This window comes from Hyphomicrobium sp. MC1, assembly GCF_000253295.1.
In the GTDB taxonomy this organism is placed as follows: Bacteria; Pseudomonadota; Alphaproteobacteria; order Rhizobiales; family Hyphomicrobiaceae; genus Hyphomicrobium_B.
Genome location: NC_015717.1, coordinates 1,322,446 through 1,348,992, shown reverse-complemented (window position 1 = coordinate 1,348,992; position 26,547 = coordinate 1,322,446). Strand labels below are relative to the sequence as shown.

At 60.9% G+C, this 26,547-nt stretch carries 32 protein-coding genes; 18 read left to right on the top strand and 14 right to left on the bottom strand.

Annotation, left to right across the window (positions count from 1 at the left end; genetic code table 11):
• The first annotated feature begins 35 nt into the window (after positions 1-35).
• Genes HYPMC_RS06605 through HYPMC_RS06595 form a run of 3 tightly spaced genes read left to right on the top strand, consistent with a single transcriptional unit; the run spans position 36 to position 3,495 of the window.
• Positions 36-845, top strand: a complete 810-nt coding sequence (locus tag HYPMC_RS06605; protein ID WP_013947078.1) for a phosphatase PAP2 family protein — start codon at positions 36-38, stop codon at positions 843-845.
• A complete protein-coding gene (locus tag HYPMC_RS06600; protein ID WP_013947077.1) occupies positions 845-1,978 on the top strand; it encodes a glycosyltransferase family 2 protein in 1,134 nt (377 codons plus the stop codon). The genes HYPMC_RS06605 and HYPMC_RS06600 overlap by 1 nt, the downstream gene beginning before the upstream one ends.
• On the top strand, positions 1,978-3,495 hold the full coding sequence (locus HYPMC_RS06595; protein ID WP_013947076.1) for a glycosyltransferase family 39 protein: 1,518 nt from the start codon (positions 1,978-1,980) through the stop codon (positions 3,493-3,495). Before HYPMC_RS06600 ends, HYPMC_RS06595 begins: the two co-directional genes overlap by 1 nt.
• Here HYPMC_RS06595 and HYPMC_RS24985 read toward each other — a convergent pair.
• Both HYPMC_RS24985 and HYPMC_RS06585 read right to left on the bottom strand, forming a co-directional pair.
• On the bottom strand, positions 3,492-3,665 hold the full coding sequence (locus HYPMC_RS24985) for an excalibur calcium-binding domain-containing protein (protein ID WP_371199592.1): 174 nt from the start codon (positions 3,663-3,665) through the stop codon (positions 3,492-3,494). The two genes, HYPMC_RS06595 and HYPMC_RS24985, sit on opposite strands and share 4 nt — an antisense overlap.
• Before the next feature lie 619 nt (positions 3,666-4,284).
• Positions 4,285-4,773 carry a ferritin-like domain-containing protein gene (locus HYPMC_RS06585; RefSeq protein WP_013947074.1) on the bottom strand — a complete coding sequence of 163 codons (489 nt, stop codon included), beginning with the start codon at positions 4,771-4,773 and terminating at the stop codon, positions 4,285-4,287.
• Between the two features lie 199 nt (positions 4,774-4,972).
• Here HYPMC_RS06585 and HYPMC_RS06580 point away from each other — a divergent pair, with 199 nt between their 5' ends.
• The gene (locus tag HYPMC_RS06580; RefSeq protein ID WP_013947073.1) at positions 4,973-5,557 is read left to right on the top strand and encodes an alpha/beta hydrolase; all 585 of its coding nucleotides are present in this window, start codon (positions 4,973-4,975) and stop codon (positions 5,555-5,557) included.
• Between the two features lie 57 nt (positions 5,558-5,614).
• On the opposite strand, the gene HYPMC_RS06575 is transcribed toward HYPMC_RS06580, so the two are convergent.
• Entirely contained in the window at positions 5,615-5,941 is a 327-nt protein-coding gene (locus tag HYPMC_RS06575) for a DUF1476 domain-containing protein (RefSeq protein WP_013947072.1), read from the bottom strand.
• Between the two features lie 386 nt (positions 5,942-6,327).
• On the opposite strand from HYPMC_RS06575, the gene purC reads away from it, so the two are divergent.
• From purC to purQ, 4 genes are all read left to right on the top strand, one after another.
• On the top strand, positions 6,328-7,143 hold the full coding sequence (purC, locus tag HYPMC_RS06570) for a phosphoribosylaminoimidazolesuccinocarboxamide synthase (RefSeq protein WP_013947070.1): 816 nt from the start codon (positions 6,328-6,330) through the stop codon (positions 7,141-7,143).
• 132 nt (positions 7,144-7,275) lie between these two features.
• Positions 7,276-7,515: a phosphoribosylformylglycinamidine synthase subunit PurS gene (purS, locus tag HYPMC_RS06565; protein WP_013947069.1), complete on the top strand. Its 240-nt coding sequence runs from the start codon at positions 7,276-7,278 to the stop codon at positions 7,513-7,515.
• A gap of 2 nt (positions 7,516-7,517) precedes the next feature.
• Positions 7,518-7,958, top strand: a complete 441-nt coding sequence (locus HYPMC_RS06560; RefSeq protein ID WP_013947068.1) for a hypothetical protein — start codon at positions 7,518-7,520, stop codon at positions 7,956-7,958.
• 118 nt (positions 7,959-8,076) lie between these two features.
• Entirely contained in the window at positions 8,077-8,778 is a 702-nt protein-coding gene (gene purQ, locus HYPMC_RS06555; protein ID WP_013947067.1) for a phosphoribosylformylglycinamidine synthase subunit PurQ, read from the top strand.
• 144 nt (positions 8,779-8,922) lie between these two features.
• Here purQ and HYPMC_RS06550 read toward each other — a convergent pair whose 3' ends face one another.
• The gene (locus tag HYPMC_RS06550; RefSeq protein ID WP_013947066.1) at positions 8,923-9,213 is read right to left on the bottom strand and encodes a hypothetical protein; all 291 of its coding nucleotides are present in this window, start codon (positions 9,211-9,213) and stop codon (positions 8,923-8,925) included.
• A gap of 156 nt (positions 9,214-9,369) precedes the next feature.
• On the bottom strand, positions 9,370-10,305 hold the full coding sequence (locus HYPMC_RS06545; protein ID WP_013947065.1) for an AEC family transporter: 936 nt from the start codon (positions 10,303-10,305) through the stop codon (positions 9,370-9,372).
• A gap of 100 nt (positions 10,306-10,405) precedes the next feature.
• Here HYPMC_RS06545 and HYPMC_RS06540 point away from each other — a divergent pair, with 100 nt between their 5' ends.
• The 6 genes from HYPMC_RS06540 (at position 10,406) to HYPMC_RS06505 (ending at position 17,169) form a co-directional block, all read left to right on the top strand.
• The gene (locus HYPMC_RS06540; protein WP_013947064.1) at positions 10,406-11,284 is read left to right on the top strand and encodes a LysR substrate-binding domain-containing protein; all 879 of its coding nucleotides are present in this window, start codon (positions 10,406-10,408) and stop codon (positions 11,282-11,284) included.
• A gap of 245 nt (positions 11,285-11,529) precedes the next feature.
• Complete coding sequence (locus HYPMC_RS06535; protein ID WP_013947063.1) at positions 11,530-11,781, top strand: hypothetical protein; 252 nt, start codon at positions 11,530-11,532, stop codon at positions 11,779-11,781.
• 1,576 nt (positions 11,782-13,357) lie between these two features.
• The gene (locus tag HYPMC_RS06520; protein ID WP_013947061.1) at positions 13,358-13,753 is read left to right on the top strand and encodes a DUF305 domain-containing protein; all 396 of its coding nucleotides are present in this window, start codon (positions 13,358-13,360) and stop codon (positions 13,751-13,753) included.
• 266 nt (positions 13,754-14,019) lie between these two features.
• Complete coding sequence (gene purL, locus HYPMC_RS06515) at positions 14,020-16,272, top strand: phosphoribosylformylglycinamidine synthase subunit PurL (protein ID WP_013947060.1); 2,253 nt, start codon at positions 14,020-14,022, stop codon at positions 16,270-16,272.
• A gap of 21 nt (positions 16,273-16,293) precedes the next feature.
• A complete protein-coding gene (locus tag HYPMC_RS06510; protein WP_013947059.1) occupies positions 16,294-16,521 on the top strand; it encodes a hypothetical protein in 228 nt (75 codons plus the stop codon).
• Positions 16,522-16,734: 213 nt separating this feature from the next.
• Complete coding sequence (locus tag HYPMC_RS06505; protein WP_371199591.1) at positions 16,735-17,169, top strand: FKBP-type peptidyl-prolyl cis-trans isomerase; 435 nt, start codon at positions 16,735-16,737, stop codon at positions 17,167-17,169.
• A 2-nt stretch (positions 17,170-17,171) separates the two neighbouring features.
• Here HYPMC_RS06505 and HYPMC_RS23140 read toward each other — a convergent pair whose 3' ends face one another.
• From HYPMC_RS23140 to HYPMC_RS06485, 4 genes are all read right to left on the bottom strand, one after another.
• The gene (locus HYPMC_RS23140; RefSeq protein ID WP_013947057.1) at positions 17,172-17,978 is read right to left on the bottom strand and encodes a glycosyltransferase family 2 protein; all 807 of its coding nucleotides are present in this window, start codon (positions 17,976-17,978) and stop codon (positions 17,172-17,174) included.
• 140 nt (positions 17,979-18,118) lie between these two features.
• Positions 18,119-18,418 carry a hypothetical protein gene (locus tag HYPMC_RS06495; protein WP_013947056.1) on the bottom strand — a complete coding sequence of 100 codons (300 nt, stop codon included), beginning with the start codon at positions 18,416-18,418 and terminating at the stop codon, positions 18,119-18,121.
• Positions 18,419-18,435: 17 nt separating this feature from the next.
• The gene (locus HYPMC_RS06490) at positions 18,436-18,651 is read right to left on the bottom strand and encodes a hypothetical protein (protein ID WP_013947055.1); all 216 of its coding nucleotides are present in this window, start codon (positions 18,649-18,651) and stop codon (positions 18,436-18,438) included.
• A 452-nt stretch (positions 18,652-19,103) separates the two neighbouring features.
• The gene (locus HYPMC_RS06485) at positions 19,104-19,397 is read right to left on the bottom strand and encodes a hypothetical protein (RefSeq protein ID WP_013947053.1); all 294 of its coding nucleotides are present in this window, start codon (positions 19,395-19,397) and stop codon (positions 19,104-19,106) included.
• 342 nt (positions 19,398-19,739) lie between these two features.
• On the opposite strand from HYPMC_RS06485, the gene HYPMC_RS06480 reads away from it, so the two are divergent.
• Positions 19,740-20,540, top strand: a complete 801-nt coding sequence (locus tag HYPMC_RS06480; RefSeq protein ID WP_013947052.1) for a DUF2147 domain-containing protein — start codon at positions 19,740-19,742, stop codon at positions 20,538-20,540.
• A 177-nt stretch (positions 20,541-20,717) separates the two neighbouring features.
• Here the strand turns inward: HYPMC_RS06480 and pqqA are convergent, their stop codons facing one another.
• Positions 20,718-20,807, bottom strand: coding sequence for a pyrroloquinoline quinone precursor peptide PqqA (pqqA, locus tag HYPMC_RS06475; RefSeq protein ID WP_013947273.1), 90 nt, complete (start codon positions 20,805-20,807; stop codon positions 20,718-20,720).
• A 197-nt stretch (positions 20,808-21,004) separates the two neighbouring features.
• Here pqqA and HYPMC_RS06470 point away from each other — a divergent pair, with 197 nt between their 5' ends.
• Positions 21,005-21,241, top strand: a complete 237-nt coding sequence (locus tag HYPMC_RS06470; protein WP_013947050.1) for a BolA family protein — start codon at positions 21,005-21,007, stop codon at positions 21,239-21,241.
• A 109-nt stretch (positions 21,242-21,350) separates the two neighbouring features.
• Positions 21,351-21,701, top strand: coding sequence for a Grx4 family monothiol glutaredoxin (gene grxD / locus HYPMC_RS06465; protein WP_013947049.1), 351 nt, complete (start codon positions 21,351-21,353; stop codon positions 21,699-21,701).
• A 262-nt stretch (positions 21,702-21,963) separates the two neighbouring features.
• On the opposite strand, the gene HYPMC_RS06460 is transcribed toward grxD, so the two are convergent.
• Both HYPMC_RS06460 and HYPMC_RS06455 read right to left on the bottom strand, forming a co-directional pair.
• The gene (locus tag HYPMC_RS06460) at positions 21,964-22,413 is read right to left on the bottom strand and encodes an MEKHLA domain-containing protein (protein WP_013947048.1); all 450 of its coding nucleotides are present in this window, start codon (positions 22,411-22,413) and stop codon (positions 21,964-21,966) included.
• Positions 22,410-23,507 carry a P1 family peptidase gene (locus HYPMC_RS06455; protein ID WP_013947047.1) on the bottom strand — a complete coding sequence of 366 codons (1,098 nt, stop codon included), beginning with the start codon at positions 23,505-23,507 and terminating at the stop codon, positions 22,410-22,412. The genes HYPMC_RS06460 and HYPMC_RS06455 overlap by 4 nt, the downstream gene beginning before the upstream one ends.
• A 152-nt stretch (positions 23,508-23,659) precedes the next feature.
• On the opposite strand from HYPMC_RS06455, the gene HYPMC_RS06450 reads away from it, so the two are divergent.
• Entirely contained in the window at positions 23,660-24,760 is a 1,101-nt protein-coding gene (locus tag HYPMC_RS06450; protein ID WP_024275638.1) for a paraquat-inducible protein A, read from the top strand.
• 255 nt (positions 24,761-25,015) lie between these two features.
• Here HYPMC_RS06450 and rpsD read toward each other — a convergent pair whose 3' ends face one another.
• Together rpsD and HYPMC_RS06435 are read right to left on the bottom strand one after the other, a co-directional pair.
• Positions 25,016-25,633, bottom strand: a complete 618-nt coding sequence (gene rpsD / locus HYPMC_RS06440; protein WP_013947044.1) for a 30S ribosomal protein S4 — start codon at positions 25,631-25,633, stop codon at positions 25,016-25,018.
• A 215-nt stretch (positions 25,634-25,848) separates the two neighbouring features.
• A complete protein-coding gene (locus tag HYPMC_RS06435; protein ID WP_013947043.1) occupies positions 25,849-26,502 on the bottom strand; it encodes a hypothetical protein in 654 nt (217 codons plus the stop codon).
• Positions 26,503-26,547: the final 45 nt, after the last annotated feature.

Below are 26,547 nucleotides of genomic sequence, written 5' to 3'. Positions count from 1 at the left end.
CTAAGCGAACCTCTGACGGAGGGGCGGGGAACCCGATGAGGATCATGACGGCACAATCCGGATTGGGACGACAGGAGCGAGACGCCCACGGCAATATCGTCTCCATCCTGCTCTGGGGTGCGCTGATCGTCGCCATTGTAGCGGGTCTGCTGTTTTGCCTGTACCCGCAGCTCGATCTCGCAACATCCGGATATTTCTACCTCGGCAACGGCGTCTTTTCCGGCAAAGGCGGCGGTGTCTTCGCCGGTGGCGCACCCAGGACGTTGGCCGACTACGTCCGCCTCACCCTCTATTTTTCCTTTATCGCCGTCTGCGTCGTGAACGTGATCGGCTTGATCGCCTCCTCCGTTCTGAAGTCTGACGTGTTTGGCCTCGGCTTCGTGCGATGGCTTTTCCTCGCCGCCTGCCTCGCGCTCGGACCGGGCCTCGTCGGCAATGTAATGCTGAAGGATGGCTGGGGCCGCGCTCGCCCCGTTCAAATCAAAGAGTTCGGCGGCTCGAAAAAGTATTCCCTGCCCATCGTTCGGTCGGATCAATGCCGCCGCAATTGCTCGTTCGTCGCGGGTGAAGCATCGATGATGTACGCAACATTCTTCGCTTCCGCCTTTATTTTTCCTGCTATCGGTGGCGCCCTCGTCGCAGCCGGCGTCGCCTTCGGACTGCTCGCGGGCTTCATTCGCATATCGCAAGGCGCACATTTTCTGTCCGACGTGATCTTCGCCGGCGTAACGATGGCGCTGACGGTAGTAGCCATTTATCTTGTCTTTCGGACGATCGCACGAAAGCGCGACGCCCGGCGTGGCGAGAAAATACAAGATCCTTTGACGGGACAGCGCCTGTGGTAATGACTGAAACGCAGACAGAACGCCCGCCTCGCGCAGCGAATTTACCCGCGCGCCTACAGCTGTCGGTCGTTGTGCCGACATACTGCGAAGCCGGCAATATCGCGTCGATGATTTCGGCGCTCGATGCCGCGCTTGCCGGCATCAACTGGGAAGTCATCTTCGTCGACGATGACAGTCCCGACGGCACGATGAGCACCATCCGCTCAATCGGCGCCCACGATGGCCGCGTCCGTGCCCTGCGTCGCGTCGGCCGCCGAGGACTGGCGGGTGCGGTGATCGAAGGCATGCTGGCGTCCGGCGCCGACATCGTCGCCGTGGTCGATGCCGACCTTCAGCATGACGAAAAGCTCCTGCCCGACATGCTGCGCGATATCGAGACGGGCAAATCCGACATCGTCATCGGCACACGCTACGATCAGACCGGCGATGCCAGCGAAGGCTTCTCGGCGACGCGTCGCGTATCGAGCATGCTCGCGACCACGCTGACAAACATGCTGCTCAAGACCAACGTCAGCGATCCGATGAGCGGCTTCTTCATGTTGAAGCGCAGCATTATCGATACCATCGCTCCAAAACTCTCTCCCGGCGGCTTCAAGCTGCTGCTCGATATTCTGGCGTCCGCTCCCTCAGGCGTTCGCGTCTCCGAAAAGCCCTACGTGTTCCGTCCGCGCAAGGTCGGCCAGTCGAAGCTCGACGGTCTGGTCATCGCCGACTTCCTCGGCCTCCTGCTTACAAAAACGACCGGCAACCTCGTTCCCCCGCGCTTCTTCCTGTTCGCGCTGGTCGGCGCAACGGGCCTCATCATTCACCTCGCGGCGCTGCGCAGCGCTATCGTCTTGGCCCGTGCCTCATTCAATGAGGCGCAGATCTTCGCCGCGTTCGTTGCCATGACCTTCAACTTCTTCTTGAACAATGCCCTGACGTTCCGTGATCGCCGCCTTTCAGGTGTCGACATAATAAGCGGCCTGCTGACGTTCTATGTCGTTTGCAGCGTCGGCACGCTGGCGAACATCGGCGTCGCCGATCTCGTCTACAATCACGATCCGAACTGGTGGCGCGCAGGCATCGCTGGTGCACTGATGGCCGCCGTCTTCAATTACGCAGCAAGCTCAGCGTTGACGTGGCGGCGCTGATGGACGTCGCGGCATCGCCAGCGCCGAGCAGAATTCATCCGGCCGCAGGACCGCGCAACGGTCTCGCCGCGAACAATGTCTTGCTGGCCGTCCTGCTCGGCTTGACGGCGGTGCGCTTCGCTATCGCAAGCTTCACGGGCCTCGTCGACGATGAGGCCTACTATCGGATCTGGTCGCTCGCCCCGTCGCTCTCTTATCTCGATCACCCGCCGATGATCGCCTGGGTCATCGGGGCCGGACGCGCCATCGCAGGCGACAGCACGTTGGGTGTCCGCCTGCTCGCACCGATCATCCTGCTTCTGGGCACCGCGGTACTCTGGCGAACGGCCTATCTTCTCTACGGCCCCGACATCGGCCGCCGCGCCGTCTGGTTCCTGCTCGCGATGCCCCTGCTCGCCGTCGGCGGCATCATCGTCACGCCGGATTTGCCTAGCGTTCTTTTCGCCGGTCTCGTCGTCTGGGGTTTAGCCGAACTCGACCGCAGCCGTAACGCCAGGTGGTGGCTTGCCATCGGCCTGTTCGCCGGACTTGGCCTTGTCTCGAAATACACCAACCTCTTTCTCGGCGCGACGATCCTGCTCTGGCTTCTCGCCACGCCCGACAATCGGAAATGGTTTCGTGCGCCTGAACTTTGGGTCGGCGGCATCATGGCGGCACTGATCGCGAGCCCGGTCGTGATCTGGAACGCCGAGCACGGCTGGGTCTCCTTCATCAAGCAGTTCGGCCGCGTCGGCCGCGAAGGTAAAGCGGGTGTCGGCTACCTCGTCGAACTGATCGGGGGCTTCGCGCTCCTGGAAAGCCCGCTGATCGCTCTTCTCGCGCTCGGCGGCTTCATCGGCGTCCTGCGCCGAGCGATATCGGATCGCAGCCGAAGCGATGTTCTGCTGGCCGCGGCCATCGTGCCGATGCTGCTCTATTTTTGTATTCACGCGCTGCACGATCGTGTGCAGGGCAATTGGCCCGGACCGCTCTATCCATCATTCGCCATCTGCGCGGCGCTCGGTGTGGCAGCGCTTCCCGTCGCGTGGCGCCGCACCGCGTTTATCTCGGCACTCGCGCTCGGTTTTGCGATGACCTCCGTGATCTACATCCACGCGCTGCACCCGTTATTCAGTTCTCCCAAAGACCCGACAGAACAGATGCGCGGCTGGCCCGCGCTCGCTGACGCCATCGAAAAGAAACGTGAGGAAACCGGCGCAGCGTGGCTGGCAACATCCAGCTACGCCACGACAGGCCAGCTCATGTCCGCCATCAAAGTCCGCAGTCCCGTCGCGCAGCTCGACGAGCGCATCCGCTACGCCTTTCTACCTTCGCTACCCGAAACCGTCGTCAACCGGCCCGCGCTCTACGTCGAGCTTGAACGCCGCGTCGATCTTCCGCTGCTCAAGAGCAAGTTCGGTAAGATCGAGAAGATCGGCACGCTGACCCGCCACAACGGCAGCGGCGGCGCGACCTACGTTCTCTATCTCGTCTCCGCCCCCATCGCCCCGCCGCTCGCCATGGACGATAAGTTCTAGCGCCCTCGGCACAGGCTGTTGCAGGGAACGCCGTCGCCATCTCCATCAAGACGCCTCAAGCCGCAGTCGCGAAGATAGTGGCGCGCTTCCTCACAGCTCGACATTTCGCGGCACGTTCTCTTCGTGCCGCAAGGCTGAGATGACGTTGCAGCACCCGCCTTTTGGTCCATGAGCGTTTCCGGGGCGCTATGCTTTGTATCCGGATTTCCACTCTGACGATCCGCGGAATCTGCTTTCTTCGTTCCAGGAAGAAACAGCGGAGCTGCAAGACCCATCTTGGCGGCAAGCACCTTCACCCATGCGCGCCCGACGCAACCCGCCACAACCGGCGCGCATTCTCGCGTGCACCGCGCATGAGGGGGCGGACCGCACACCGAGACGATGTCTTTCCAGCCGACACAGTGCCCCGTGCTGTTACTGCGATACCCAGGACCACCCTTGCAGCCGCATCCGCTACAGTAGACTTCGCAATGGCTCATCGTCTTGACGGCTTCAGCCGCTTTTGCCGCCAGTTGCTTAGAGACGAGAGGGCAAAAACGCTCTGCATCCTCGCGTTCAACCACCGATGCGGATTGTGCGTGCGCGTCTCTTGCGCCGAGCAACAACACAAAGGCGCACGCCGCCAACGCGAAAATTTCGCGCATATTGCCCCTGCCCAACATCAACTCAAAACATCAATCGGAATATGTGGGCAGAGTATATGCGCTTTTCGCATGTGTCAGCATCGGCACGTCGAATGGTTACGATGCCGATGCTGCCAACTCAAAAACGACCGGAAAGAAAAAGAATTTACGCCGCTTCCTTGTTGAGTTTGCTTTCGGCAAGCTTCGTCAGCTTGTCGTCGGCTGCGTATTCTTCCTTCAGCGTTTTTTCGAGAATGGTTGCGAGGTCTTTGTGGCCGAGCAGCTTCGCCCACGACACGAGCGTGCCGTAGCGTGTGATCTCGTAATGCTCCGCCGCCTGCCCCGCCGCGATCATCGCCGCGTCGCGCGTATCGGCATCCTTGATCTCCGACATCAGCTCCTCGCCTTCCGTCAGAATACCCTTGATCGCCGGGCACTCCGTCGCCTTCGGCTTGCGGCCGAGCTTCGTGAACACCTCTTCCAGACGCGTGACATGCTCTTTCGTCTCTTCGAGATGTCCCATGAAGGCTTTGGCAAGCTGCGCGGAATCCGCTGCCTTGGCCATCTTCGGCAGCGCCTTCACCAGCTTCGTTTCGGCGAAGTAAATGTCTTCGAGCGTATGATTGAATAGGTCTTCGAGGTTTTCGACTTTCATGGGGGGCGTCTCCTCACGGTACGGACTATGTGTCACCGGGCAACGTCATGCCTGCCGTCCGGTTCCCAGCGCGAGTGCCTTCCGATTGCCCGATCACGCGGAAAAAATTCCGCGCATTCCCGCTGCACCGCGGGAACCCGTTTTCGGCCTCTCCGCCACTCTTCCCTCCGGCGGCGCTCTCGGTTAATCAGAGCCGCCCATGAAAACATCAGAAATCGACATTCTTATCGTACCCGGCTGGCAGGATTCCGGCCCCGATCACTGGCAAAGCCGTTGGGAGCGCAATCTCAAGACGGCGCGCCGCGTCATCCAGCATGACTGGGAGAACCCGGACGTCGAAAGCTGGGGTGACAGGATCGCGAAATTCGCTGGCGGCGCCACGCAGCCGGTTGTCGTCGTTGCCCATTCCGTGGGTGTGCCGGCCGTCGTCTTTGCAGCCGACAAGCTCAGAAAAAACGGCGTCATCGGCGCCTTTCTGGTGGCGCCCGCCGACGTCGATCACGCCGATTTCTGGCCCGACACCGGCGGCAAGCGCTGGCCGCCGGAAAAAGGCACGCGCGGCTTCGAGACGATGCCCGAACGGAAATTACCGTTTCCCGCGCACGTCGTCGTTGCCAACAACGATCTCTATTGCAGCTACGCCCGCGCCGAGCACCTCGCAAACAAATGGGGCGCAACCATCAGCGATGCGGGCGAAAGCGGTCACATCAACATCGCCTCCGGCCACGGTCCCTGGCCGGAAGGTCTTTTGCAGTTCGGACAATTCTTGAAAAAGCTAGGCTAGCGTCCGCGCCCGGCGGCAGGCTCCCGGAACGGGAGTCGCCGGGCGCAAACTAAGACTTCAACCCTTCGCCGACTCGAGATCGGAAACAGCTTTCGCCAAAGCTTCCGACATCATCGAGCGAAGCTCGGTGTCGTCGACCGCGATGCCCTTCGCCGTAAGGTCGGCCTTGACCTTACGGAAGACATCGTCGTCGCCCTTCTCGAGAAGGTCGGCCTTGCGCACCTCTTTGACGTACGCGTCGAGCGCATCACCGGTCAGACCGAGCTTCGCGCCCGCCCATTCCGCGACAGCACGATTGCGGCGCGCTTCCGCCTTGAAGCGCAGCTCTTCGTCGTAAGCGAATTTATTCTCGAAGCCCTTTTCGCGCTCGTTGAAGGTCGTCATGTCCGTTTGCTCCCTGATCTCCCGAGCGCCCCGCGGCGCCTGACCCTTGGTTGTATTAACTCTATTTCCGCAAGCACTACGAGCATTTCAGCTGCCCGCAAAACGCATATCTACGGCAGCGTTACCGCGCGCCCTGAGCTAAATCAACGGCTTGGCGTTTAGTCACCATAAGCACCGCTGCGGCTCATGGTCTACATTGTGTCGCCCCCCTCGTTCGGCTAGTGTCCGCCCAAGACATCCGAGCGCGAAAAAGGTGCGCCCTTCCTTTCCCGACATGAAGAAAACACGTTGGAAAATCAAGGCGTCAGCGTCAGCGTACGAACTCGTGAGAAGATCTGTATACCGCAATGAGTGAGAGCAATCTGTTGATCCTCAGAGGTCCAGGAATGAACAAGCGTCGGCGCATCTACGAGGGCAAGGCGAAGGTCCTTTACGAAGGTCCGGAGCCCGGCACCCTTATTCAACATTTCAAGGACGACGCAACGGCCTTCAATGCGAAGAAGCACGCGTTGATCGAAGGCAAAGGCGTACTCAACAATCGTATCTCCGAATACATCTTCATGAAGCTCGGTGAGATCGGCGTGCCGACGCATTTCATCAAGCGTCTCAACATGCGCGAGCAGTTGATCCGCGAAGTTGAAATCGTGCCGCTCGAAGTTGTCGTGCGCAACGTTGCAGCCGGTTCGCTCGCAACGCGCCTCGGTCTCGAAGAAGGCACGCAGCTGCCGCGCTCGATCATCGAGTTCTACTTCAAGAAGGACGAATTGAACGACCCGATGGTCTCGGAAGAGCACATCACGGCGTTCGGCTGGGCCACGCCGCAGGAAATCGACGAGATCATGCAGCTCGCGCTGCGCATCAATGATTTCCTCGTCGGCCTCTTCCTCGGCATCGGCATCCGCCTCGTCGACTTCAAGGTTGAGTTCGGCCGCTTCTACGACAACGAGCAGGTGCGGATCGTTCTTGCCGACGAGATCAGTCCTGATTGCTGCCGCCTCTGGGATGCGCAGTCGGGCGACAAGCTCGACAAGGATCGCTTCCGTCGCGATCTCGGCGGCGTTCTCGAAGCCTATCAGGAAGTTGCCCGCCGCCTCGGCGTTCTGACCGAAACGCCGCGTCCGCGTGGTGCAGGCCCCGTGCTTGTCGCCTCGAATGCAACGTCGAACGGCCCGGTCGCGCCCATCAACGGCAAGCCGAACTAAACACACCTGTCATCCCGGACGGCCGAAAGGCCGATCCGGGAGCCAGGCTCACTCAATCAAAAAGTGCGAGAGTTCATCGTCTGGGTCCCGGCTCTTCGCTACGCTCGGCCGGAATGACAATTTGGAACAACGATGAAAGCCAAAATCAAAATCACACTGAAGAACGGCGTGCTCGATCCTCAGGGCAAAGCCATCGAAGGCGCCATCAAGGGCCTCGGCATCTCCGGCGTCGGCGACGTGCGCCAGGGCAAGTATATCGAAGTCGATCTGTCCGAAACCGACCCTGCCAAGGCGAAAGTCCTCGTCGAGCAGATGTGCAAGGACCTGCTCGCCAACACGGTCATCGAAAACTACAGCTACGAAATCGGCTGACGATGCGGGCAACGCTCGGGATCGCGCTGGCCATCGCAGCGCTCGGGTCCAGCCCGGCGCTCTCCCAGCCTGCGGCCGCACCCGATCTCGATTGCCAAATGGGCTTCAAGGCGCTGCGCAACTGGTCCGCATGGCTGCCGGGCGCCAAACAGGAAGCCGCCAATCCGAATGTTGTCACGGTTGAAAACCCGGACGTCTGGCGCGTCGAAATCACCTTCACCGAACCGGGCCAACCCGCCCACCCCGCCGTTGTCCTGCGCAAGTTCATAAAACAGGTCACCGGCGTCTGGACGGCGCAAAGCAAGGAATGCGGCTACGGCAATCAGGCCGAATACATGGCCCTTGTCGATGCGATGAAAGCCGAGGACACGCGGCTGACCAACGCCTCCCGCGCCGAAGTAGAAAAGCAAAAGCGCGAGCAGTCGCCGCTCGGCGGGCCTTAAACGCCTCAAGGACTGTGACAGCCCCGCAAGTGGACTTGCGGCCGGAGTCGCATTACTTGAAGCCTGTCAATCAACGACACCTGCCAGCGATCGAAATCGCCAACCGAGGCTATCCAGGATGCTCCGCGCTTCCGTCATCGTCTTTCCCGGCTCCAACTGCGACCGCGACGTCGAAACCGCGATCACGCGGGTTACGGGCTTTGCGCCGAAGATGGTCTGGCATGGCGATGCCAGCGTGCCCTCCTCGGACGTCATCGTGCTGCCGGGCGGCTTCTCCTACGGCGACTACCTGCGCTGCGGCGCGATGGCGGCGCATTCGCCGATCATGAAAGACGTCGTCGCCAAGGCCAACGCCGGAACGCCCGTCATCGGCATCTGCAACGGCTTCCAGATCCTGTGCGAGTCGGGCCTGCTTCCTGGCGCGCTTCTGCGCAACGCCTCGCTGCACTTCATCTGCCGCGACGTGTTCCTGAAGGTCGAGAACGACACCTCGTTCTTCACGAAGTGCTACCGCAAGGACGAAGTCATCAAGGTTCCGGTCGCGCACGGCGAAGGCAACTATTTCGCCGACAGCGAGACGCTGGACCGACTCGAAGGCGAAGGCCGCGTCGCGTTCCGCTATTCCGATAGCGAGGGCACCGTCAGCGCCGAGACCTGCCCGAACGGCGCCCAGCGCAACATCGCCGGCATCACCAACGAAACCGGCCGCGTGCTCGGCATGATGCCCCACCCCGAGCGTCTTTACGAAAGCGCTCTCGGCGGCACCGATGGCCGCCGCGTGTTCGAAAGCATCCTGCTCTCGACCCTCGAAGCTGCTTGATTTTTTATTCCTCTCTCACCTTGGTTGGGGAGAGGGCCAAAGTGGGGGGATGGGCGTGGACCAAGGCTCATCGTCGCGAAGCGCCCTCACCGACGCTCCGCGTCCGCCTCTCCCTAAGGGAGAGGCGTTATTCAAATGACAAACCTAGTCGCAGACGCGGACGCGCGACCAGCGCCACCTGCCCTCATAGTCATCCCAGTAGCGACGGCCGCGTTCCCAATGGCACGGACCGCCATAACCACCGCCGTAGTAGTATGCAGGCGGCGGAGGCGGCGGCGGATCGTAGTAATAGGGCCGCGCCGTCGAGCCGATGATAGCCCCGGCTGCGAGACCACCAAAAAGCCCGGCAGCAAAGTCACCACCACCGGCGTGTGCGGGAGCCACCAGCCCCGTCATCGCGACTGCGGCAACAGCCGCGCCAAAAATGCGTTTCATGATCGAAGTTCCCCTTCGTCCCTCGAAGCGCAATTCTGATCTTTGATCAATGAACCGCGCTTGAACGGCTTGTAAGCCAGCTTCGGGGTAATTCTGTGATCTGAAACAATTTGCGAATAAGTTAAAAACTCAATGATTTCTGGCAGCGGGCGAGCTTCAAGCCGACATCGCGAGATATGCTGAAACAGTTAGAACAGAGATCATTGTCGAAACGAGAATCACGCGCGACGTAACGGCCGCCTCGCGCGCATAAAATTCCGCGAGCATAAAAGGCCCCGTTCCCGTCGGCAGCGCCGCGAGCAAAACGACGGTCCGCGTCAGCGTCGGCGACAGATGAAAGACCATGCTCGCCAAGACCCACGCAATGATCGGATGCAGCACAAGCTTCAATCCGACGAGCATTGCGGTCGAGCGCGTTATGTCGGCTTCCTGCTCGGTCTTGGCGGCGAGGAACAAGCCGAGCGCCACCAATGCACACGGCGACGCCGCGCCTCCGAGCATCTTCAGGAACGTTTCGACGGGTACCGGAACCGTCAATCCGCTCGCCGGAAAAAGCGCGCCGAGCACCGGCGCCACCAGCAGCGGATTGCGCATCAACGACAGGCCGACCTTGCGCGCGAGATGCAGAGCCCGCGCCTCGCTCTGCAGCCCCACCTCGATCAGCACGATCGCAATGGCGAACACCACGCAGACCGTAATGATCGACGCGATCGTCGTCGGCGCCAACGCCTGCTGGCCGAGCACTGCAAGCGTGATCGGAAAGCCCATGTAGGCCGTATTCGCATATCCGGCATTGAGCCCATCGATCGCCGCATCGGCCAGATGCCGCGGCGATCGCAGACGCGCGGCAACCGTCACCGTAAAGATCAGCAGCGTGCTGATCCCAAATACAGCGATGAAGCCCGGCTGCCAGAGATCGCTCCAATGCGCGTGGCTCGTGATGTCGAACAGCAGCGCAGGCAACGCCAGATAGACAACGAACCGGTTGAGCTCCGTCGTCGCGTTCGGGCCGAGCACGCCGATCCGCCGCGCGAGCCACCCGGCGAGCACCAGCGCGAAAATCGGCAGCACGATCAGAAGTGTCGACAGCATCGAATGCGGCTCTGAGGAAAACAAAGGCCGCTATACGTACGGTTTGGCTTCGATATAATCCAATGCCGTTTCTGGAACCCATTCATACCTTTTCAGTATCATGATCGACATTCGCCAGATGCGTTATTTCGTGACGCTCGCCGAAACGCTGCACTTCGGACGCGCCGCCGAGCGCCTGCACCTGACGCAGCCGCCGCTCAGCCGACAGATCGCGGCACTTGAGAAGGAACTGGGCGTCAAGCTCATCGACCGCAGTTCGCGTCACGCATCACTGACGCGCGCAGGCCAAGGCTTTCTCGAAGATTCACGCGCTGTGCTGGCCGCCTTCGATCAGGCCTGCAATAACGCCAAACGCGCCGACCGCGGCGAGACCGGCAGCCTCTCCATCGGCTTCATGATGCACGCCGCCTATACGGTCTTGCCCTCGCTCGCGCGCCGCTTTCTGGCTGCCTATCCCGACGTCGACCTAAAACTGCGCGAAGTAGTGCCGAATGCTCTCGTCGAAGACGTGCTGGCCGCGCGTTACGACGCCGGTATCATGTTTTCACCCGGTCCCGTGCACGGCCTCGAAACCCGTCCGATCTTTCACGAGAAGCTCTGCCTCGCTGTTCACGACAGCCACCCGCTCGCGCAGCGCAAGACGGCGAACGCCTCCGATCTCGAAGGCGAGCCGCTGATCGTCACGTCCGCCGATTCTGCAACGACGACGCGCACAGCCGTCGAGGACTACTGCCGCAGCGGCGGCTACGTCCCCGCAATTCGCCTTGAAGCGCAGTTGCAGAACACGATCGTCAATCTCGTTGCGGAAAATCTCGGCGTCGCACTCGTCCCCGATTCCATGCGCAAGCTGACGGTGCCCAGCGTCTCGTTCCTGTCGCTTAAGAACGCCCCCGCCGTCGAGCATGTCCTTGTCTGGCGGCCCGGCAATCTCAATCCGGCCCTGCGGAATTTGCTCGCTCTGACCCCCGCCAAAACATGACACGCGCCGAAGGCTGCTGCCGCCCGAAAAGCCGCGGTCGCCGCACAATTGTGATCTTTCGGTGGCATTTGCGGGCGGCCACTTGCGCCTCACACAAGCGCACCTAAATCATTGGAAGATTGCGGGGCCGGGCCCCTCTGGCATGCACCAAAACGGTGCTGCGATGTCGGACCGCATCGGGTGTGCCCGGTGCTTCGACTTTTTCCACCGGACATACCTCCAACATTCCGAACCGGAGGAAAGCTATGTCCCGTCGCTTCTTGGTCCTTCTCGAACGAGCCGCCCGCATTCGCGAGTTGATCGACCGCGAACAGCAGTCATCGGCGCCAAACGCCATCCGGCTGATGCGTATGAAGCAGGTCTATTTGATGATTTCACGTCGGCTCAGAAGCCTGACGGAGAAACGGATCATCGCGATGGCGTCCGCCCCCCGTCTGCGCCCGGACGTCGTCTTCCGCAACGTCCGCTCCGCCCCCGCCCTCTCGGGCCATTGGTGAGATACCGAGCCTGTGCTCGGCGGCCGGCGCGCGGAACGCGTGTCGCCGAGCACCTCCAAAAAAACTTCGGCCGGCTCCCGCAGGGGAGTCGCCTGGGCTCAGCAACGGCTTTCGCAACATCCCCGTGCGCGACGGCCGACTCGCGGAACGCGAGTCGTCGCGCACAAACAAAAAAGGGGCCCTCTGGCCCCTTTTCCGTGCAGTCAAACAGTCCGCTCGATTAGCGGCTGTTCCCGCGCCGCTGGTTTTTGCGCGTCGGCTGAGAGCCGAACGACAGCGAGTTGAACACAGCGAACACGATGGCCTTCATAGTATCACCTGTTTTGAGCTAGCCGGCAGGAGAACCCCGCCTAACTCCCGGGATTAGCCCCCGGGCCGCTTTCTTCTACAGTGTAGATAGGTGATCCGTGTGCGTTGCGCCAGGGGGCGCCGAGCAGCTCTATCATGCACGCCCAGCAGCGCGCCTCTGTCGCGGGGGCCGTCGCGAAAACTCAATGATTACAGCAACTAAAGCGTAAATAAAAAAAGGGAGAGAGTTGTAACTCCCTCCCTTGCTCGAAGGCTTGCAAGCGTGGACTTGGAAGCGCCGAGACAAACCCGCTGCCGGATTTCGCAACCGCGAAGGCGCTACTCTGCGAACGAACCCTCAATTCCTTCCGACAATCCTCAACTGCGAGTTCGCGGGCCGTCGGCATTGATCGATGTTCAAGTCCGCACTACGGCTGATAGACGTAGCGCCACGTTTCACGAAACTACATAACCATCTGAGCTGATTAGCAAAATACCCCATACCCGCAAGTCCGTGTTGCGCCTTTTGCAGCGCGAAACGGTCACAGTACGAACGGGTAGGACGGAAAGTGCCAACCTGCCCCATAACTGGGCAACGGACCTTGGCCGAAGGCTGATTTGCGACGCAAAATAGTCCGTCAGCCCCAAAATGCCCCGAGCCGGCAAAAACGCCGGACGATTCCACGTGACGAAATCGCTCAAGCGGCCTGACGATAACGCCGGATGTCGGCTGCCCGTCCGAGCTCACCGGCAACACTTGCCTCAGAGGCAAAAGGCTGCCCCGGCGCCGCAAAGCGCGATGCGTGCGCGATTTCGAGCGACGACGGATGCTCTCCATGGCCGCCGAGTTGGTGATACCTGGCCGCTCGCCAAACATCTGCGAACGAAACACCCGCGAGCAACGATGCGCGCCTCTCGAACTTCCCCGACGACATGTGTGTAGACCTTCTAACCCATCATATGCGCAGCTGAGGGAGATCCAGTCGCTCCCTGCACTGCCGATTTGACGAGCATATAGGATGCAGAATCTGCCAAATAAAATGGCATCTCGCCGCAATACTGAAATGCGCCGTCAGCAGCGCTGAGCCGCCGCGGCATAGGGTGCAGCCGGTTCATATCGCATTCAGAAATTTTGAAGCGATCCGCACGGAGCATTTCTCGAAGCCGGCGGCCGCGACAACACCGCGATGCGCCGCTATAAAGTGCGTCCGACTACGACAGTTATTTTATCGCCGGGCTCGCCCATATTCGGCCCGACTTCAATCCAAACGAGGAGGACACTTACCCCGTGAAAACCATTGCCGGACTGCTATGCCTCGGTTTCTTCCTCGTGACGCCTGCCCTGGCGGAAGACATGGACATGAAGTCCATGGACCACATGAACATGGGCGGCCAAATGAAGATGGACATGGGCACGTCCGCCGACGCCGCGCCGTCGTCCAAGGCTTTCGAGGCTGCAATGCAGAAGATGCATCAGGCAATGATGGTCGGATATACCGGCAACGCCGATGTTGACTTCGTGAAGGGCATGCTCCCGCACCACCAGGGTGCCGTCGACATGGCCAAGATCGAGCTTCAATACGGCAAGGACCCCGAGCTTCGAAAGCTCGCAGAGGACATCATCAAAGCCCAAGAAACCGAAATCGCGTTCATGAAAACCTGGCTCGCCAAGAACGCGAAGTGAACCCTATGGCGGTTGCCATACCGGCCGGGGCGTAGCGAAGGGCTGGGGCCCAGGGCCATATCGAGGCCAAGCATTCTAAGTCCCGGGTCGCGCACAAGGGCTCGCAACCGCCCGCCAGCGAAGAAAGAAGCCGCAAACCCGCGACTTGCGGCCAGCTCCGCGAAGCGGAGTCGCAAGGTGCCAACCAAAGGGCGACAAACCGGCCTCGACCCCATATAAGCGGTCGCAAATCAAGCGCGCCCCAAGAGATTTGCCCGAGATCCTGAATGACCGAGACGACCACCACCCGCAAGATCACCCCGCAAATCGTTGCCGAGCACGGCCTGAAGCCCGATGAATACGAGCGGCTACTCGAAATCCTCGGCCGCGAGCCGTCGATTTGTGAACTCGGCATCTTCTCGGTCATGTGGAGCGAGCACTGCTCGTACAAATCCTCCCGCGTCTGGCTGAAAACGCTGCCGACGTCCGGCCCCCAGGTCATCCAGGGACCGGGCGAGAACGCGGGCGTGGTTGACCTCGGAGACGGCGACGCCGTCGTCTTCAAGATGGAGAGCCACAACCACCCCTCCTACATCGAGCCATTCCAGGGCGCGGCGACCGGCGTCGGCGGCATCATGCGCGATGTCTTCACGATGGGCGCACGCCCCGTCGCCAACATGAACGCGCTACGCTTTGGCGCCCCCGATCATGCAAAGACCCGCCACCTGGTTTCAGGCGTCGTCGCCGGCATCGCGCATTACGGCAACTGCACCGGCGTGCCCACTATCGGCGGGGAAACGAATTTCGACGAAGGCTACAACAACAACATCCTCGTCAACGCCATGTGCGTCGGCCTCGCGCGGACGGACAAGATTTTCTATTCCGCCGCCAAGGGCGTCGGCCTTCCCGTCGTCTATGTCGGATCGAAAACGGGCCGCGACGGCATCCACGGCGCGACGATGGCGTCGGCCGAGTTCGACGAGAAGTCCGATGAGAAACGCCCGACCGTGCAGGTCGGCGATCCTTTCACGGAAAAGCTTCTGATCGAAGCCTGCCTCGAACTAATGGCGACCGATAGCATCATCGCCATTCAGGACATGGGCGCCGCGGGCCTCACGTCATCGACTTCGGAAATGGCCGACAAGGGCGGCGTCGGAATCGAGTTGAACCTCGACCTCGTACCCCAGCGCGAAACCGGCATGACCGCTTACGAGATGATGCTCTCGGAAAGCCAGGAACGCATGCTGATGATCCTGAAGCCCGAGCGCGAGGCCGACGCGAAAGCGATCTTCGAGAAATGGGGCCTCGACTTCGCAGTCATCGGTCACACGACCGATACCCAGCGCATGATCATCAAGCACAAGGGCGAGGTCGAAGCCGATCTGCCCGTGCCGGTGCTCGCGAACTCCGCGCCGATGTATACGCGCCCGCATGTCGAGCCGAAGAAGCCCGCGAAGATTTTACCCGAATGGGTGCCCGCGCCGAACGCAATCCTCGGCACGCTGAAGGATCTGATGGCAGGACATCACCTCGCGTCGCGCCGCTGGATCTGGGAACAGTACGATCACATGGTTATGGGCGACACCGTCGGCCGGCCGGGCGGCGACGCGGGCGTTGTCCGCGTGCACGGCACGAAGAAAGCCATCGCGGTCGCCTGCGATGTGACGCCCCGCTACGTCACCGCCGATCCGGAAGAAGGCACGAAGCAGGCCGTCGTCGAAACTTGGCGCAACCTGACCGCCGTCGGCGCCGATCCGCTCGCCATCACCGACAATATGAACTTCGCCAATCCCGAACGCCCAGAGATCATGGGTCAGTTCGTTGCAAGCTGCCGCGGCATGGCGGAAGCCTGCAACGCGCTCGGCTATCCGGTCGTCTCCGGCAACGTCTCGCTTTACAATGAGACGAACGGCGTCGGCATTCCGCCCACGCCTGCCATCGGCGGCGTCGGTCTCGTGCCCGATTCAGCGAAGCTCGCCGACATTCGCCTCAAGAACGAAGGCGATGTGCTGATCGTCATCGGCCGGGAGGAAGGCCACCTCGGTCAATCGCTCTATCAGCAATACGCGTCTGGCAAGTTCGAAGGCGCACCCCCACCGGTCAACCTCGAAGATGAGATTAAGGCCGGACGTTTGATCCGCACGCTGATCCGCGAAGGCCGCGCACTCTCGGTGCACGACTGCGCCGATGGCGGACTGCTCGTCGCCATCGCCGAAATGGCGCTTGCGGGCGGCAAGAACGGTCTTTCGCGCGAAGCATCAGGCCTTGGTGTCGAACTGTTCGCCTACGAGGGCAAACTTCCCGCGCACGCCGTCTGGTTCGGCGAGGATCAGGGCCGCTACGTTGTCGAGGTAACGCCGCAGAAAGCCGAGGAAGTGCTTGAACGCGCGCGACTGCTTGAACTCCCGGCCCGCATCATCGGTCGCGTCGCTGGCAACACCATTGCATTGAAAGGCGAAGGCGCACTACCGCTCTCCGAACTCCGCAGCGCCAACGAAGGCTTCCTGCCGAAGCTGATGCAGGGTGAGTTGGCTAGCTGACACGGAAGGAAAGTACGGACCATGGCGACCGGCGATAATCCGCAATCCCAGCAGGAACTCAGCGAAATCAAGGGCGCCCTCGACGTACTCTTTACGCTGCGCGAAGAGTTCGCGACATGGGTCGAGGAAGCCCAAGACGGGGTGCGCAAAGAAGAACTCGACAACGTCTATCAGCACGTCCTCGCCATGGAGGAAGAATACCAGCGTCGCCTCGCCGAGCTGCAGAAAAAGGCCGCGGCACAATCCTAATCGGGCGTGCGCAACACGCGATCTCCGCGGCAAAACGATCTCTTAATCGTCATGGCCGGGGAGGCGACCAGCCACGACACCGACCTGCAAACGAATTTTGAAGTTTGTCGAGACTTCGGCCTTTGCCGGGATAACGAAAAAACAAGACGAATGCCCGCCAAAGGGCGCCGCACCCATAGAGGAACCAACATGCGCTACGCCCGCTTCCCCACCATGATGGCCATCGCCGCCACGCTCGCTATCGTGAGCGCCATCCTTCCCAACAACCAGGCAATCGCACAAACGCAAGGATCGAAAATGACCACCACACCGTCCGGCCTCCAATACGAAGACACCGTCGTCGGCACCGGCGCGACGCCCGAGACCGGGCAGATCTGCGTCATGCACTACACCGGCTGGCTCTATGTTGACGGCAAGAAAGGCTCGAAGTTCGACTCGTCTGTCGATCGCGGCCAGCCGTTCGAATTCCCGATCGGAACCGGCCGTGTCATCAAGGGCTGGGACGAAGGCGTTGCTGGCATGAAAGTCGGCGGCAAGCGCACGCTCATCATTCCGCCGCAGCTCGGCTACGGCGCACGCGGCGCTGGCGGCGTCATCCCTCCGAACGCCACGCTGATCTTCGACGTCGAATTGCTCGGCGTGAAATAACCTTATGCGGCGGAGGTCGCCAACACCGGGGCCTCCGCCGGATATTGATGCCGGGCCACCCGCGAAACGACGCCGGAAAGGTCCGAGCAGCGCGGCCGGTGGAAGCGTTCGATGTTGGTCAGGAAGCGCTCCGGCGTGACCATGTTCGGATGCTCAGCGCCGCGAGCCTGCCGTTCTTCCGGGCTCATCTTGGTCTTGATCTGCATCTTGCGGGAAATGCCCTTCTCGTTGAGCACCGCATAGCCGTAATAGAAGATCGCCAGATCGCCGAGCGTCGGCATCTGATACCAGTGCCGGCCGCCCTCGCGCGCATACGCGATGGGGTAATTGTGGATGCTGCGGCTGGCCCGCAACCCGAAATTCAGCTTATCGCACGGACGCGGATCCGTTTCGTAATAGCCGAAGCGCACCTGCTCGTGCAGCGGCCTGCTGTGATCGAGCGGCGCCGGATAGCCGCCCTGCGGCTCGACGAAAACATAGTTGCCGATGAAGTGCTGCGCCGGCACCGTGATTTTATCGAGCTGCGCCACGTTGCCATAAAGGAACTCGGTCACATTCAGCGCCATCCGCCAGCCGCTGCAGGTCCGCTCATAGTCTTCCACTTCGCGGTCGATGCAGGCGCTGTCGAAGTAGGCATTCCGCGTCGGATAGATCTCCCACTCCGGGCACATCTTCTTGATGATGTCTCGGCTCGCATCCGTCGAATTGTAGTCGATCATGATGCCGTGATCGAAAATCCGGCGATGATGGGCGAGCCACCAAGGCAGCAGATATTCCTCGTTGAAGAAGTGGCAAACAACCGTCCGCATCTCAGCCCCCAAGCGAACAAGCACCGCCCCGCGCTGCGGCATCCACAGCCATCAGGCGCCATGCGTTTGATCCCGGTGGAAAGATATGCTGCGATTCGATCAATCGCTGAAGCAGACAGACTGGCTCACGTTCACTTGGTCTAGGCCGACGTCGTCGTCGCAAAGCCCAGCAGGCGCCGTCTCTTGTCGGCGTAGCCGCGATACTTGTAGATCAGCCCCGGCGGCACGATAAATTCGCCGTCTTTCAGGGCCGCATCGTCGAATTGACCGTTGCTGAGGCGCGGCGCAACGCCCGAATAGGCAAATCGCCGCCCGAACTCATCCAACACGAATTCCGAAAAATCGCTCCCATCGAGCCGGCCAATCACCGGGCCTTCCGGCGTCGTATTGTGAAGCACGCAATATTCCAGGATATGCGCGTGATGCCTGATCGCGAGCATGGCACAAGGCCTCCCTGCTAGTGGCGGATGCCATCGAGCTGTTGCGTCGGCGCGGCATTGGAAACAGTCTCGTCAGGTTCGCTGTTGGCGGCGATGATAATTCCGAGCGCCGCACAAGCGCCGATCAGAAGCGCAAGAATAAGCGGCCCTTCGCTTTTATCGCGCTTCTTGGCCGGGACCATCTGTACCGCTTGCCCGATGCGCTGTTTGGATTTGAGTAAATCGCTGGACATGGTTCTAACCGTTTCTATGTGCGTTATCGGCACACGACAGAAACGTAGGCACCTACCCATAAAGTTTCGACGGGAGGTCCGGCGCAAAGATATAGCCGTCCCATAAGGACTGCATGGCGCGATGGAAGCTTAAGATTGTCGCAATCGGCATTCTGCTTTCTGTCGCTTCCGCTTAGCAGCCTCGGGCGACATGCGGCCGAGCCTGTTTACGTATCGCCACCTTCCCCAAAAAAATATTTCGCTCCGCGGCTGGAACATTCGAGATTGCGCGCAATCGTCATGAAACACGCCCACCCGACGGCAACCGGAGGTGAACATTGGTGATTAAAATTTGAGATTACGCTCGCGAACGCGTGAAGATACTTCCCAGACACCCTCGTAAACGGGAACGACGACCGTCAGCACACAGCCGAGGTCGTCGCTCCCGTGGAAATTTGAATATAGATCGAATGTTATTTATGGGCGCCGACGTTCTGCTCCATCTCAGCGCCAGCAAGAGAGCCGTCCTCGGGCTTGGCGTTCGGCGTCGCGGTCTTGCCGGTTTTATCGCTGTTGACGCCCGGCTGACGCTGCATCTGGGCTTCGGACAGGCTGCCGGAGTTCGGCTTGGCCGTCGGCGTAGCGGTCGAACCGCCATGCGTGCCGGGAAGATCTTTCATCGCTTTGGTGGTGAGATTGCCGTCCTCTGCGAGCGCAACCGAACCGGAAAGGGCCAACAGCAAAGCTGCAAAAATCGTCGTTTTCATCGTACAAGCTCCTGATCTCAAAAGTTAAAAATTGTTCAGTCCAGAGCGCGACCGGAACGCAGTACGGTGAAACGCTCGACCGCCGCATCGAGCTGCGACTGTTTCTCGCTCTTGCATGATCGGTACGTCGGGCTTTTGAGGTTCGTTTCAGGCGCTGGCGGAGAAAGTTTCAGCGAAAGTTTCCGCGGCGGACGTTAAGGAATGCGAGGAGCCCACGACCGTGCCGATAGCCGTTTCGATCAGTGTGTTCCGGGAGGAACTTCCGGTTCCGACGATCCAGGGCACAACGGCAGCAACATCGGTCATCCAGAGCAAACCTGATCTTACGAAAAGGATCTTGTCATGCGGATCATAAAGTTGATTGCCCCTGCCGCGATCGCCCTGTCGCTGGCGCCGGCCACGTTCGCTAACGCATTTGCCGGCTCCGATCCGGTCGGCGTCTGGTTGGACGACACCGGCCGCGGCGCCGTCGAGATCAAGCCGTGCGGCAACGCGCTGTGCGGCAACGTCGTTTGGGTGAAATCGTCGACGGATAACGATGGCTGCGGCAAGCAGATCATAGGCAACGTCACGCCCGCGGGCAGCGGCCACTGGGACAACGGCTGGATCTACTCGCCGGAAAAGGGCCGCAAGTACGATGTCGAGCTGACGCCGCTTTCCAACGGCAATCTCAAAGTTGTCGGCTATGCCGGCCTCAAATTCCTGTCGCGGACGATGATCTGGACGCCGGCGCCGACCGACCTTCAGCTTTGCACCGACACATCGCCGAACAATGCCGACAACGGCGGCGCGACCAACGCATCCGCCCCACCTACGATCACACCGAACGCCAATACTTCAGGCAAGAGCGCGGTTCCGTCGCCAGGCACAGGCATTGACGCCAACGCCGCTGCACCGGCGACCAACACAACAGCCAAAGCAAAAGAACCTTCGGCATCACCCGATCAGGGTAAGACACCGCCCAAGGAAACTGCCAAGGCTGACGAGCCGCCACCCGCGAAAGACAGCGACACAAGCGGCAGCGACCTCGGCAAAATGAAGATCGGCGGCACGGAGCTGGACAAGGTCTTCACGAAGACGAAGGACGGCAAATGCAAGCTCGACCTTCCATGGGTGAAGGTCACGCTCGACTGCGACCGCTGATCGAAGAAAGTCCGCTTGCGCCGAGGCCTCCCCCCGTTCTCGGCGTTTCAGAGACGCTCGCTACACCTGCAGGTGGCGAGCGTCTCACCCCTTTGAAAACCCTGAAAAGCTAACAAAAGAAAACGCGGCGGCAGGGTTTCCTGCCACCGCGTCCAAATTCAAATCGCTCGGATCGCCTTAGATGAGGTCGATCTCAGCCGGAAGGTACGACGTCACTTCGAGGCCGACTTCCTGCTCGCGAACTTCAGGCTTTGTCCAGGTCTTCATGGTGTCCTCCATTAGACTTTGAGGGAGTTTCTCACTCCACATAGCGTATGGGATAGACCTGATCTCCGATAACGTCCAATCGCAATCACGTGAGAATTCCATAAGATTGCCTGATCGAAGCCCTTGCCGGAGCTGATCGGAAGCGCCATAGATCAGAAAACCTTCCAGATCACGATCAAACCGGGAGTTCACCACCAATGCCGATGGCCGCGGCCGATATCGAGAAGATGATCAAAGCCCGTTTTCCCGACGCCGAAATCCACTTGAAGGATCTAGCGGGCGACAACGACCACTGGGCGGCGCACGTCGTCTCGGCGGCCTTTAAGGGCAAGAGCCGCGTCCAGCAGCATCAGATGGTCTACGACGCGCTTGGCGGCCGCATGGGTGGCGTTTTGCATGCCCTGCAGCTGACAACCGCCCTGCCGGCCGAATGACCGGCGCGCCAGCTAAAGCGCCCGATTGACTATCGGACAACTCTCGCCCACATCTCAACCTTTCACGGGTGCGCCGCTACGGCCGCCCCGGCACGATAGGAGCCCCGGAATGGCCTCTGACACCACCACCGCCAATGACGTGATTGCCAAGACGATCGCCGACAACGACGTCGTCCTGTTCATGAAGGGAACGAAACAGTTCCCGCAGTGCGGTTTCTCCGCTACCGCCGTGAAGATCCTTGAGCACCTCGGCGTGCCGTTCAAAGATGTGAACGTGCTCGAAGACCAAGGCATCCGCGAAGGCATCAAGACGTTTTCGAACTGGCCGACGATCCCGCAGCTTTACGTCAAAGGCGAATTCGTCGGCGGCTGCGATATCATGCGCGAGATGTATTCGGCCGGCGAGCTGCACGACCTTATCTGCGAAAAGGGCATCGCCCACAGCCACCACCACGGCTGAGTTTTCGCAATCAAGTGTGAAATTCCAAGCGGAGCTGTTTCAGCTCCGCTTTTGTTTTTGGCGGTCCCGTCATCCTCGTCGAACGTCTCCAAAAACAAAACATACACTCCGTCATGCCGACGGAGGCCGGCACCCAGACAAGCATCGGCACAGAAACTGTTTCTGTCTGACTGGATACCGGCCTGCGCCGGGATGACGATGCGAGACGACTGGACACTCGCTCCCCTTATGGCGCGGTAAGGAGCGCGGCTGCGAACAAAATTCAAACGTCCGTCCACGATGCAAACGTCGCCGCCTGCCCGCGATTTGCCCCGTCGGCGTCGATCAACTGCCAGACGATCCCGTCGTCGATCCAGAACCGGCGGCCCGACTTCGAAATCCGCACGCCGCGATAGCCGCGCACGAACCCGTCGCGCGCAACAGCTTCCAAAATCCGCGCCCGCTCCTCGCGGTTCGGCGCTTCCGCCGACAGCCGCGACGGCAACGTGATGAACTCGTCCCACGGATATTCGAAACACGCCTGCGCCCGCTTGTTGGCATAGACGAAGCGCGGATCGGCATCCGTGTTATGCGCCACGACGACGAACGGCGCGTCCTCGTAAAGCCACTGCGCGTTTGCGCCCTCCGGCACCAGCGACGCGCCGACGAGCCGCGCATAACTGCCTGTCAGCAGTTCGAAGAACGCTGGATCGCTCCGCAAATCGAAACTCATCCGACGACCAGCGCCTTCAGCTTCTCGGTGTCGATCGCCTTGACGACGCGACCGTGCTTGCCCGTGGTCGTCTCGGCCGCGAGCATCGCATTCAACACCGCTTCCTCCACGCTTTCGACCACGGCCAGATAAACCGCATCGAGATCGTCGTTGCTGACGGCCGTGAACGTCAACGCCGCAGGCTCCGGCAATTGCCCCGGATCGTTCGCCGTCGAAAATGCCATGAAGATATCGCCCGATGAATTGCCCGACGGCGTGCCGCCACGTCCAATGCCGATCGACGCCCGCCGCGCCAGGCGTTCGAGCTGTCCCGGCAGCAGCGGCGCATCCGTCGCGATAATGACGATGATCGAGCCCTTCTCCATCGAATAGACCCGCTCGCCCGGCAGCAGATCGCCGACCGGCTTCCCGCACACCGTCAGCCACGGCTTAATGCCGTGGTTCGCCTGCACCAGCGCGCCGATGGTGTGTTCGCCGAGCCGCGTCTTCGCGATCCGCGACGCCGTCCCCGTTCCGCCCTTGAATTCATAGGCGATCATGCCCGTGCCGCCGCCGACACAGCCCTCCGCCACCGGTCCCGGCTGCGCACCATCAATCGCCGCCATCACATGCGCTTCGGTGACATGAAACCCCGAGATGTCGCTCAGAAACCCGTCATAGGTTTCGGCTGCGACCGGCAATGCCCAAAGATCCTCCCCCAGCGCCGAGAAGCGCTTGGCCATCCACTTCAGCGTCGCATGATGTGCAAGCCCGACTGAGAATGTATTCGTGATCGTGATCGGCCCTGTAAACCAGCCCGCATCGCGGATCCAGTGCGCGCCCGTCATCTCGCCGTTGCCATTCATCGAAAACACGCCCGACCACAGCGGATGCGCCAGATTTTCCGGCGCACGCGGCAGGATCGCCGTCACGCCCGTGTGCACGTTTCCGCCGTCATTGCGCAGCGTCGTGAAGCCGACCGTCACGCCGCCGACGTCCGTGATCGCGTTCAACGGCCCCGTTACACCTGGCATCGGCAATCCGAGCCCCCGCGCCCGCGGCTTGCCTGTGGAACCGAATTTCGCGGGATCACGCGTCGTACTGCTGTCCGTCATGCTCTCACCTGTTCTGCTCTCCCATCCCTAGCCTCCAAATGCGCTTGCGACTTGACCCGCAGTGTCTCAATTTTGCCCTAACCGGATGATGCCTCGATGGCATGGCAGAGCATGGCCCGCTTCGCCGCGAAAGGAGACCGATCGTGCAGGTCATGTGGCTGAGCGGCAGGCGCTTCTTTCTTTCGCTGACCATCCTGACAGCCAGCGTCTGCCTCGCGCTCGGCATCACGCTGCCGATCCTGAAACTGACGAGCTTCGGCATCTGGACGACCGAGCATTCGCTGCTCTCGACCGTCGACGTACTGCTGAAGGACAACCAGACCTTCCTCGGCCTCATCGTACTCGTCTTCTCGATCCTCCTGCCCGTCACCAAGCTACTTTACCTGCTGCTCGTCTCGACATTGCCGCCCGCCGAAATTGTCCGCCACCAGACGCGGCTGCGCGCCCTCGAATGGCTCGGCAAATGGTCGATGCATGACGTGCTCGTGCTGGCGCTGACGATCTTCTTCATCAAGAGCCAGGAGGTCTATGACGCATCGAGCCTCAACGGCGTCTATTTCTTCACCGCCGCCGTCGTGCTGATGATCCTCGCCTATGCCTGGATCAGAACAGACGGCATGGCCGCCGCGCCCGAACTCGTCCCCGTGCTGCCGCAGCCCGACGTCGGCCAGAAGGAAACGCGGCCCGCGTGGCGTAACTTCGCGCTGAGCTTCCTGATTATTCTCGCAACGGTGTTCTTCGCGCTCGGCCTGATCATGCCGTCGATCCGCTTTACGACCGTCTACGTCTGGACCAACGAGCACTCGATCCTGACGATCATCTACGCGCTGTTCGAGAACAACGAATACTTCCTCTGCTCAGTTGTGTTTGCGGTGTCGGTGTTCTTCCCGTTCCTGAAGCTCTTCTATCTGTTGACGCTCATTACCGCGCACGACATGCCGCAGGAGTTTCGCCGCAAATCGTTCGCGACGATGGAATGGATCGGCCGCTATTCGATGACCGATGTCATGGTGCTGGCGCTGATGATCTTCTACGTGAACTCGTCGGGCTACACCGAAGCGCGAGTGCTGCCGGGCGTCTATTTCTTTGCCGCATCCGCGCTGATGACGATGCTCGCCTACGCCTGGGCCAACGCTGAAACGCCATCCCGGCGTCGCCGCAAGCGCCGCGACGGCGGCGGCCCAGCCATCACGCCCAACCCCGGCATCTCCATTGCGCCCGGCCCAAAACCCCGCCGCCGCACAGCCGCCTAACGCAACCTGCCGTCATCCCGGCGCAGGCCGGGATCCAGCCAAGCATCAACAGATTGATTGAGGATCGTTGTCTGGGTGCCGACCTTCGTCGGCATGACGGAACCGATAGGCGGCATCGCCACCGGCCATGAAAAAGGCCGCCCTGAAAGGCGGCCTTTTTGAAACTCGATCCACTTCGGCCAAGGGCCGTGGTGAAATACGTCCGTCGCTTCCGGCCGGCTCCGCGAAGCGGAGTCGGAAGCGACAAACAAAAAACTAGCGCGAATAAAATTCGACCACGAGGTTCGGTTCCATCTGAACCGGATACGGCACGTCCGACAGAGCAGGAACGCGCGTCAGAGACGCCGTCAGCTTGCCGTGGTCAGCGTTGACGTAATCGGGAACATCACGCTCGGCGCTCTTGATCGCTTCGAGCACGAGCGTCATCTGCTTCGCCTTCTCGCGAACTTCGATGACGTCGCCAACCTTCAGGCGGTAGCTCGGAACGGTGACGCGCTGGCCGTTGACCGAAACGTGGCCGTGGCTGACGAACTGGCGCGCAGCGAACACGGTCGGCACGAACTTCGCGCGATAGACGAGCGCGTCGAGACGGCGCTCCAGTAGGCCGATCAGGTGCTCGGACGTCGAGCCCTTGAGGCGCGAAGCCTCATCGTAAGCGGCGCGGAACTGCCGCTCGGAGATCGAACCGTAATAACCTTTGAGCTTCTGCTTGGCTTTGAGCTGCTGGCCGAAGTCGGACAGTTTGCCCGAACGGCGCTCGCCGTGCTGGCCCGGACGGCTCTCGCGGCGGTTGAGCGGGCTCTTCGGACGGCCCCAGATGTTCTCGCCAAGGCGGCGGTCGATCTTATGCTTGGCGCGAATGCGCTTCGTCATCTTCTAGCACTCCATGAGTTATGGTCCGGCCGAAGAGCCGGAGCCGATTGGAGCGCCCCCTCCTCTAACCCCTCTCGGGATTTGACAGGCATGGACCTTCGACAGTCCCGCCACGGGTGCGCAGAAATCAAACGCGGGCCCGAAGGCCCGCGAAGGTTGTGCTTGATAACGGTCATCGAGAGCCGCGTCAACCGCCCCCGAACCGCCTCGAAAGCTTATTTCTTCTCGATCGTCGTCTCGCTGACGGACGTCGACCCGGTCGAAACGGGCGCACCGGCTGCAGGAGGAGCCCCGGCCGGCGGCTTCTGGCCCGCCTGAGCGAAATTCGGCGGCGGGCTGCTGGCGACGTACGCCTCGATCAGCTCCTTAACCTTTTCCTTTTGCTCGGGCGTACACGTCTGCGGCGGCGATTTCTTTTCGTCGACAACGACTTGCTTGTCGCCTTCCTGCTCGACCAGCTTGATACGGCCGGTCATCAGCATCAGCGTCGTCAGATGCAACTGGCTGATGTAAACGAGTTGCTGCTGCGTCCACTTCCGTGTCGCCTCTTCCCGGCGCATCAGGGCACGGTGGTTCTGAACCTGCTCGTCGCGCAAGTCGCAAATCTGAGCATGGGCCGAAAGGCGGCCAGCCATAATCACCCGGCGCGCAACATCGAGCGGGACCTCGACCTGCGCCTTCTTGTTCTTGTCGATAACGATGACCGATCCATCCGGCTTGGAGAACTGCTGCGGGGTAAGCGACCACGCATACTCCATGAATGATCTTACGGCATGCTCACTGAGTTCCTGCGCGCCAGCCGACACTGTGGATCCCCACAGCGACAGCGCTGCCACGCCCGCCAACACAACCCCCGCCCTCGTGTTCATCCACATCTCCAGTTGAGCCTCTGCGTTTTTTATCTCGTTGCAAAA